8 protein-coding genes are annotated in these 6,521 nt (G+C 43.7%); 7 read left to right on the forward strand and 1 reads right to left on the reverse strand.

Going from position 1 to position 6,521, the window contains the following annotated elements; all coding sequences use genetic code 11:
* Positions 1–126: 126 nt before the first annotated feature.
* On the reverse strand, positions 127–309 hold the full coding sequence (locus ACLOR3_RS03960; RefSeq protein WP_001117401.1) for a 4-oxalocrotonate tautomerase: 183 nt from the start codon (positions 307–309) through the stop codon (positions 127–129).
* Positions 310–729: 420 nt separating this feature from the next.
* Between ACLOR3_RS03960 and ACLOR3_RS03965 the strand changes: the two genes are divergently transcribed.
* Genes ACLOR3_RS03965 through ACLOR3_RS03995 form a run of 7 tightly spaced genes read left to right on the forward strand, consistent with a single transcriptional unit; the run spans position 730 to position 6,513 of the window.
* Complete coding sequence (locus tag ACLOR3_RS03965; RefSeq protein ID WP_048716033.1) at positions 730–1,317, forward strand: thymidine kinase; 588 nt, start codon at positions 730–732, stop codon at positions 1,315–1,317.
* Positions 1,318–1,326: 9 nt separating this feature from the next.
* Positions 1,327–2,406, forward strand: a complete 1,080-nt coding sequence (gene prfA, locus ACLOR3_RS03970; RefSeq protein WP_023026823.1) for a peptide chain release factor 1 — start codon at positions 1,327–1,329, stop codon at positions 2,404–2,406.
* Entirely contained in the window at positions 2,406–3,242 is an 837-nt protein-coding gene (gene prmC, locus ACLOR3_RS03975) for a peptide chain release factor N(5)-glutamine methyltransferase (protein WP_411400333.1), read from the forward strand. The genes prfA and prmC overlap by 1 nt, the downstream gene beginning before the upstream one ends.
* Complete coding sequence (locus ACLOR3_RS03980; protein WP_411400332.1) at positions 3,229–3,840, forward strand: L-threonylcarbamoyladenylate synthase; 612 nt, start codon at positions 3,229–3,231, stop codon at positions 3,838–3,840. Before prmC ends, ACLOR3_RS03980 begins: the two co-directional genes overlap by 14 nt.
* Positions 3,830–4,261, forward strand: a complete 432-nt coding sequence (locus tag ACLOR3_RS03985; RefSeq protein WP_411400331.1) for a GNAT family N-acetyltransferase — start codon at positions 3,830–3,832, stop codon at positions 4,259–4,261. Before ACLOR3_RS03980 ends, ACLOR3_RS03985 begins: the two co-directional genes overlap by 11 nt.
* A 12-nt stretch (positions 4,262–4,273) precedes the next feature.
* A complete protein-coding gene (gene glyA, locus ACLOR3_RS03990; RefSeq protein WP_411400330.1) occupies positions 4,274–5,530 on the forward strand; it encodes a serine hydroxymethyltransferase in 1,257 nt (418 codons plus the stop codon).
* 8 nt (positions 5,531–5,538) lie between these two features.
* Complete coding sequence (locus tag ACLOR3_RS03995) at positions 5,539–6,513, forward strand: nucleoid-associated protein (RefSeq protein ID WP_411400329.1); 975 nt, start codon at positions 5,539–5,541, stop codon at positions 6,511–6,513.
* The last annotated feature ends 8 nt before the right edge of the window (positions 6,514–6,521 follow it).

Genomic DNA, 6,521 nt, shown 5'->3' on the forward strand with positions numbered 1-6,521 from the left:
AACGCACAGTGGTTGAGTGGGCTTCTACTACGCTAATTTTATTAGCTTTTATAGCCCTACTCAACTGTGCGGAGGTGGGATGACGAAATCGAATTCTAACGAATTACCGATTTCTGTCCCACTCTCTTATTTAGTGCGCATCTCACCTTGAGGGAAGTAGGTTCCTTCAGGCATATCATTGATAATGACATGAACAGCAGATTGGGGAGCACCTGTATTCCGAACGACAGCCTCGGTTACTTCCTTGGCCAAAGCTTTCTTTTGCTCCAAGGTGCGCCCTTCGAATAAATCAATACGTACAAATGGCATTGCGCCACCTCCTTTATAAATCTTAACCTTATTTTATCACATTTTATATGAAAAGGAGGAGTCTATGTAGATGTTGCGAGTATAAGTTTAATAACCATATAAAAATTTTTTACCAATATTTAGTACTACCTACTTACATAACTTCACTTATTATGGTATAATTAATTTGTGAGAAGTGGTCTCTCACCGTGCGTTTGTCATTTTGTCAGGGAAATGATAGACGCTTTTTTTTATTCTCAAATAACAAAAATGATGTGGCAACAGAGTTCAATTTTTGCTAGTGCAAACAGGAAAAACAAGGCTCCGTAGAACTCTACGTCCATAGTCCATCATCCAATGGTGAACCTCTCTATAAGTTGCCCTAATTTACTGCCCGTGTTATAATATAATGAAACACATTTTAGAGAGAACAGAAGGAAAATGGCACAATTATATTATAAATATGGGACCATGAACTCAGGGAAAACCATTGAAATCTTGAAGGTGGCCCATAATTATGAAGAGCAAGGCAAGAGCGTCGTCATCATGACCTCGGCAATCGATACACGAGATGGAGTGGGAGTAGTTTCTAGCCGGATCGGTATGAAACGAGAAGCTATGGCCATTGAAGATGAGACAGATATCTTCGGTTATATCCAAAGTTTGGAGGAGAAACCCTATTGTGTCTTGATCGATGAAGCTCAGTTTTTGAAACGCCACCATGTCTATGACTTGGCTAGGGTTGTTGATGAACTGGATGTGCCGGTGATGGCTTTTGGCCTCAAAAATGATTTCCGAAATGAGCTCTTTGAAGGTTCCAAACACCTCCTCTTGTTAGCGGACAAGATTGAGGAGATCAAAACTATCTGCCAATACTGTTCCCGCAAGGCGACCATGGTCTTGCGCACCCAAGCGGGAAAACCCGTCTACGATGGAGAGCAGATCCAGATTGGTGGACACGAGACCTATATCTCGGTTTGCCGCAAGCATTATTTTAATCCAGATATTAAGCAAGAAAAGAAATCTTAAGGAGCAAACATGAATATCTATGATCAACTACAAGCTGTAGAAGACCGATACGAAGAGTTAGGAGAGTTATTGAGTGACCCAGATGTGGTCTCTGATACCAAACGCTTTATGGAGCTTTCAAAAGAAGAAGCTTCCACTCGTGACACGGTGACAGCTTACCGTGAGTACAAACAAGTCCTTCAAAATATCGTCGATGCTGAAGAAATGATTAAAGAATCAGGTGGAGACGCTGATTTGGAAGAAATGGCCAAGCAAGAGCTAAAAGATGCCAAGGCTGAAAAAGAAGAATACGAAGAAAAACTGAAGATCTTACTTCTTCCAAAAGATCCAAACGATGATAAGAACATTATCTTGGAAATCCGTGGGGCAGCAGGAGGTGACGAAGCCCAGTTGTTCGCTGGTGATCTCTTGCAGATGTACCAAAAATACGCAGAAAGCCAAGGCTGGCGCTTTGAAGTCATGGAAGCTTCCTACAATGGCGTTGGCGGGATCAAAGAAGTCGTAGCCATGGTCTCTGGTCAATCAGTCTACTCGAAACTCAAGTATGAATCTGGTGCCCACCGGGTACAACGCGTTCCTGTGACTGAAAGCCAAGGTCGTGTCCATACCTCTACAGCAACCGTTCTGGTCATGCCAGAAATCGAAGAAGTCGAGTACGACATTGATCCAAAAGACCTTCGGATTGACATCTATCACGCCTCTGGTGCGGGTGGACAAAACGTCAACAAGGTCGCAACAGCCGTTCGTATCGTCCACTTGCCAACCAATATCAAGGTCGAGATGCAGGAAGAACGGACCCAACAGAAGAACCGTGAAAAAGCCATGAAGATCATCCGTGCGCGTGTGGCTGACCACTTTGCTCAGATTGCCCAAGACGAGCAAGACGCTGAGCGGAAGTCCACTATCGGTACTGGTGACCGTTCAGAGCGGATCCGGACTTATAACTTCCCTCAAAACCGTGTGACCGATCACCGGATTGGCTTGACCCTTCAAAAATTGGACACTATCTTATCTGGTAAACTGGACGAAGTGGTCGATGCTTTGGTCTTGTATGACCAAACACAAAAACTAGAAGAGTTGAACAAATAATGTTGTTGGGACCATTATTAGCTCAGTATGAAGAAGCATTAATAGCCGTTGGAGAGGAAGCAGAAAGCCTCTCCTTCGCGTATCGAGCTTTAAAAAACTGGACCTTTACAGACTTTGTCCTTGCCTTGCAAAAAGAAGTGGAAGCAGAGGACCAGGACTTGCTTGAATCCATCTTTGAGCAGTTGAAACATCACGTCCCTGCCCAGTATATTATTGGCAGCGCAGAATTCTGTGGCCATGTTTTTACAGTTGACAAGCGCGTACTGATCCCACGACCAGAGACAGAGGAGTTGGTAGATCTCATACTGGAGGAAAACGATGAGGAAGCCTTACGAGTTCTAGATATCGGAACTGGTAGTGGGGCCATTGCTATTAGTTTAGCTGTTGCTAGACCTAACTGGCAGGTTCAAGCTAGTGATGTGTCAGAAGAGGCTTTAGCCCTTGCTCGAGAAAATGCCTTGCAGTTAGAAGCAAATGTTGCCTTCAAGTCGTCAGATGTTCTGGATCAGTTAGAAGGTCTCTATGACCTGATTGTGTCCAACCCACCCTATATCTCTCGTGATGATGTAGAAGAAGTCGGACCCAACGTACTAGCCTCTGAACCCCACTTAGCTCTCTTTGCGGACCGTGATGGATATGCCATCTACGAAAAGATTGCCCAACAGGCACCAAATGTTTTAACAGCAGACGGAAAGGTTTATCTAGAAATTGGCTATAAGCAAGGAGCCAAAGTAAAAGAGCTCTTTCAAGAAGCATTTCCCAATAAACGCGTTCGCGTTCTGAAAGACCAATTTGGACAAGATAGAATGGTAGTAGTAGACAATGGATCTATTTAAAAAAGAATTAGAAACTGGTCACGCAGTTGTCTTACCGACAGAAACCGTCTATGGCCTCTTTGCCAAGGCTCTGAATGAAGCAGCAGTTGATCATGTATATGCTCTAAAGCAACGCCCTCGCGAAAAGGCTATGAATCTAAATATCTCCAGCGAAGCAGAAATTCGATTTTATTCGAAAAATCAACCACTCTACCTGTCCAAATTGATTGCAAGTTTTTTACCCGGCCCTTTAACCATCATCCTTGAGGCTAATGAAAAGGTTCCAGCTTGGATCAATTCTGGAATGGCTACAGTTGGATTTCGGATGCCGGCCCATCCAAAGACATTGGAATTAATTCGTAAAACAGGTCCCTTGATTGGACCTTCTGCTAATCTTTCAGGGAAAGCTAGTGGAACCCAGTGCCAGCAAATTCTTAAGGAACTTGGCCATGGTGTTTTAGGACTTGAAGACGATAGCTTTCTAACTGGACAAGACTCAACTATTCTAGACCTTTCGGGTTCTAAAGCCCGAATCTTGCGTCAGGGTGCTATTACACGTTCGGAGATCCTTGAGCGTGTACCAGAGATTCCTTTCTGGGAGGAAGAAGATGTTACGTAACCTTTTATTGACGGATGTGGAAGCTTTAAGTCGGATTAACGAGCAAGCATTAGGCTACTCTTTTTCTACTGAGAAAACTGGCCAGCAGCTAGCTAAATTAATCCAAGATTCCCACCATTTTTTCATTGGGTTTGAAGATAGCGAGACCCAGCAACTGCTTGGTTATGTTCATGCAGAAGTTTACCAATCCCTCTACTCAGAACCTGGTTTTAATGTTCTGGCTCTTGCTGTTTTACCAAATCAGCAAGGGAAAGGCATCGGGAAAATTTTGCTTCAAGGATTAGAAGAAGAAGCCAAACGAAGAGGATACGCTTTTATTCGCTTAAACTCTGCTGACTACCGCACTGAGGCTCATGCTTTTTACGAGCATGTCGATTATAGCTGTGATAAGCTACAAAAACGTTTTATTAAATTTTTTTAAAGGAGTAGATCTATGATTTTTGACAAAGAAGATTACAAAGCCTATGATGCTGATCTATGGAATGCCATCGCCAAGGAAGAAGAACGTCAACAAAACAATATTGAGTTGATTGCTTCTGAGAATGTCGTCTCTAAGGCGGTTATGGCTGCTCAAGGATCTATTCTGACCAATAAATATGCCGAAGGCTACCCTGGTCGTCGTTACTACGGCGGGACAGATGTGGTCGATGTGGTTGAAAGCTTAGCCATCGAACGCGCTAAGGAAATTTTTGGTGCTAAGTTTGCCAATGTTCAACCTCACTCAGGTAGTCAGGCCAACTGCGCTGCCTATATGGCCTTGATTGAGCCTGGCGATACTGTTATGGGGATGGATCTGGCTGCAGGGGGACATTTAACTCACGGCGCCTCTGTGAGCTTCTCAGGGCAAACCTACAACTTTGTATCCTACAGCGTGGATCCTGTAACAGAACTCTTGGATTTTGACGCCATCTTAAAACAAGCCCAAGAAGTGAAGCCAAAACTCATCGTTGCTGGTGCATCAGCCTACTCTCAGATTATTGATTTCTCAAAATTCCGTGAGATTGCGGATGCAGTAGGAGCCAAGCTCATGGTTGACATGGCCCATATCGCTGGCTTGGTAGCAGCAGGTCTTCATCCAAGTCCAGTTCCTTATGCCCATATCACGACCACGACCACTCACAAGACCCTTCGTGGCCCTCGTGGTGGCTTGATCTTGACCAATGATGAAGATTTGGCCAAGAAGATCAATTCAGCTATCTTCCCTGGTATTCAAGGAGGACCTTTGGAGCATGTCATCGCAGCTAAAGCAGTAGCCTTCAAGGAAGCACTGGATCCAGCCTTTAAAGAGTATGTAGCGAACGTCATTAAAAACAGTCAGGCTATGGCGGCTGTCTTCTTACAAGATCCTGATTTTCGTGTTATTTCAGGCGGAACTGAGAACCACCTTTTCCTTGTCGATGTGACGAAAGTCGTTGAAAATGGGAAAGTGGCGCAAAACTTGCTAGATGAAGTCAACATTACTCTCAACAAGAACTCCATTCCTTACGAAACTTTATCACCATTCAAGACTAGTGGGATTCGGATCGGTGCAGCAGCCATCACCGCTCGTGGTTTTGGAGTAGAGGAAAGCCGTACAGTGGCTGAACTGATGATCAAAACCTTGAAAAACGCAGAGAACCCAGCTGTATTAGAAGAAGTGCGGAACCAAGTCAAAGCCTTGACAGATGCCTTCCCACTTTACGAGGACTAAACCATCTTATGGACATTTACGTAAAAAAAGCCATCATTCATCAATTTAGCCCAGATGATACCGATCTTTATCTAGCAGACAAATTCCTGAATATCACCCCCAAAATTGAGGAATACTTGCGCAAAAAGATTGAGCGGGTCTATTCCGATGAGGCCAAGACCGGCATTTTTGAGGAAGACAATCCATTCCTTGAGATGATCACGGATGATCTCCTAGAAACTTCAGTAGCCGTAGCCAATCGCTGGAAAGAAGAATTCGGCGTCTCTGAAAATCAAAAGACCAACGATTTGGTGTTTATCCAATTCTCGAAAGAAGGAGTGGACCACTTTGCCTTTCTTCGGATTGCCTTACGGGAAACCTTGACCCATCTTGGAGGAGAAGTAGATAACCCAATCAAGCTAACGCAAAACAATCTACCTGGCTTTGGAACGGGAGCCGATGAGGCTTTGGTCATTAATCTTCAAAGCCGCAAGTACCATTTGATCGAAAAACGAATCAAGTACAATGGGGCTTTCTTGAACTATTTCTCTGAGAATCTCCTCCAGGAGCAACCCAAGATTTCACCTAAAAAATCGATCAAAGAAATCGAAAAAACGGCCCAACGGATTGCTGAGAACTTCCAACAAGATGATTTTCAGTTCCAATCCAAGGTCAAATCAGCAATTTTCAACCAACTGGAAGAAGAGAATGAATTATCACCTGAAAAGTTAGCCAATGATTTGTTCGATAACAACTTAACAGCTCGACTCAGTTTTGTCGATCAGGTGAAAGAGACTATTCCAGATCCCGTTTGCTTCGATGAGATTGATGCCAGCCGCCAATTGAAGAAATTTGAAAACCAAAAACTCTCCCTTTCAAACGGAATTGAGCTTTTGGTCCCTAACCATGTTTACGAAGATGCTGAATCGGTAGAGTTCATCCAGAATGATAATGGGACCTACTCGATCCTCATCAAGAATATAGAGGACATTCAGAATAAATAATGATGAAA

This window comes from Streptococcus intestinihominis, assembly GCF_046824975.1.
Lineage (GTDB): Bacteria > Bacillota > Bacilli > Lactobacillales > Streptococcaceae > Streptococcus.